This window comes from Corynebacterium sp. HMSC29G08 (assembly GCF_001806875.1).
GTDB lineage: Bacteria > Actinomycetota > Actinomycetes > Mycobacteriales > Mycobacteriaceae > Corynebacterium.
Window position 1 is genome coordinate 1,039 of the sequence record NZ_KV786232.1, and the last position, 719, is coordinate 1,757.

1 protein-coding gene is annotated in these 719 nt (G+C 54.2%); it reads right to left on the reverse strand.

Annotation, left to right across the window (positions count from 1 at the left end; translation table 11 throughout):
• Window positions 1-148 precede the first annotated feature (148 nt).
• Window positions 149-719, reverse strand: a 571-nt coding sequence (locus HMPREF3101_RS04065) for a hypothetical protein (protein ID WP_210386167.1), incomplete at its 5' end; no start/stop codon positions are given.

The window sequence follows — 719 nt, forward strand, 5'->3', positions numbered from 1 at the left end:
CACGGCAGGATCGCTAGAACCGTTACCCCCGCCTCCCACCCACAAAACCCAAACAGCAATCACAATAGCAACATAGGAACTTAGTCGAACAAGGGTGCCACGACAGTTCGCTACCCCGACCGAGAGCTGCCTCTGATGGACGGGCGAGTTAGGATTGCAGGGTTTCCGGGTACTGCTGCCCGTCGCGTTCGTTTTCTTGGGGCATGGGAAGTAGTTGCTCCAACAGGTACTTGAGGTCTTCAGGTGTTGCGTTTTGGAAATAGGGCAGCACGATCCGCAAACCCCGCAACGGAAGGCCCTCGCCACGTATTCGTAGTTCGAATGTCGGAATGGGCCGCAGGTTGGTTGCCACCATTTTTGCTTCAGTGACAGGGGAGACGAACTTCACTGACGGCTTGAACGGGAAGATTCTTCGACAAATCTCCACGCTATTTTCCCTGACGGTTATCTTCTTGTGCACCAGGGTGAACCACAGTAGAAGGAGAGTGGATATACAGATCAACAGCACTCCGACGATGAATGTGACGAACGGGCTACGGGAGGAAGACGAGGTGAGATAGAGAATGCTCACACCTCCCGAACCGATACCCCAGGATCCACTAATTACCACGAACACAAAACGGTTAGCTGGCCCATCGGCCCACGAAATCGTGCCATCTGTCTGCTCAAGCCTGGTTTGAAACCACCGAGTGATACACAACGGCCCACGAGCCACCTGG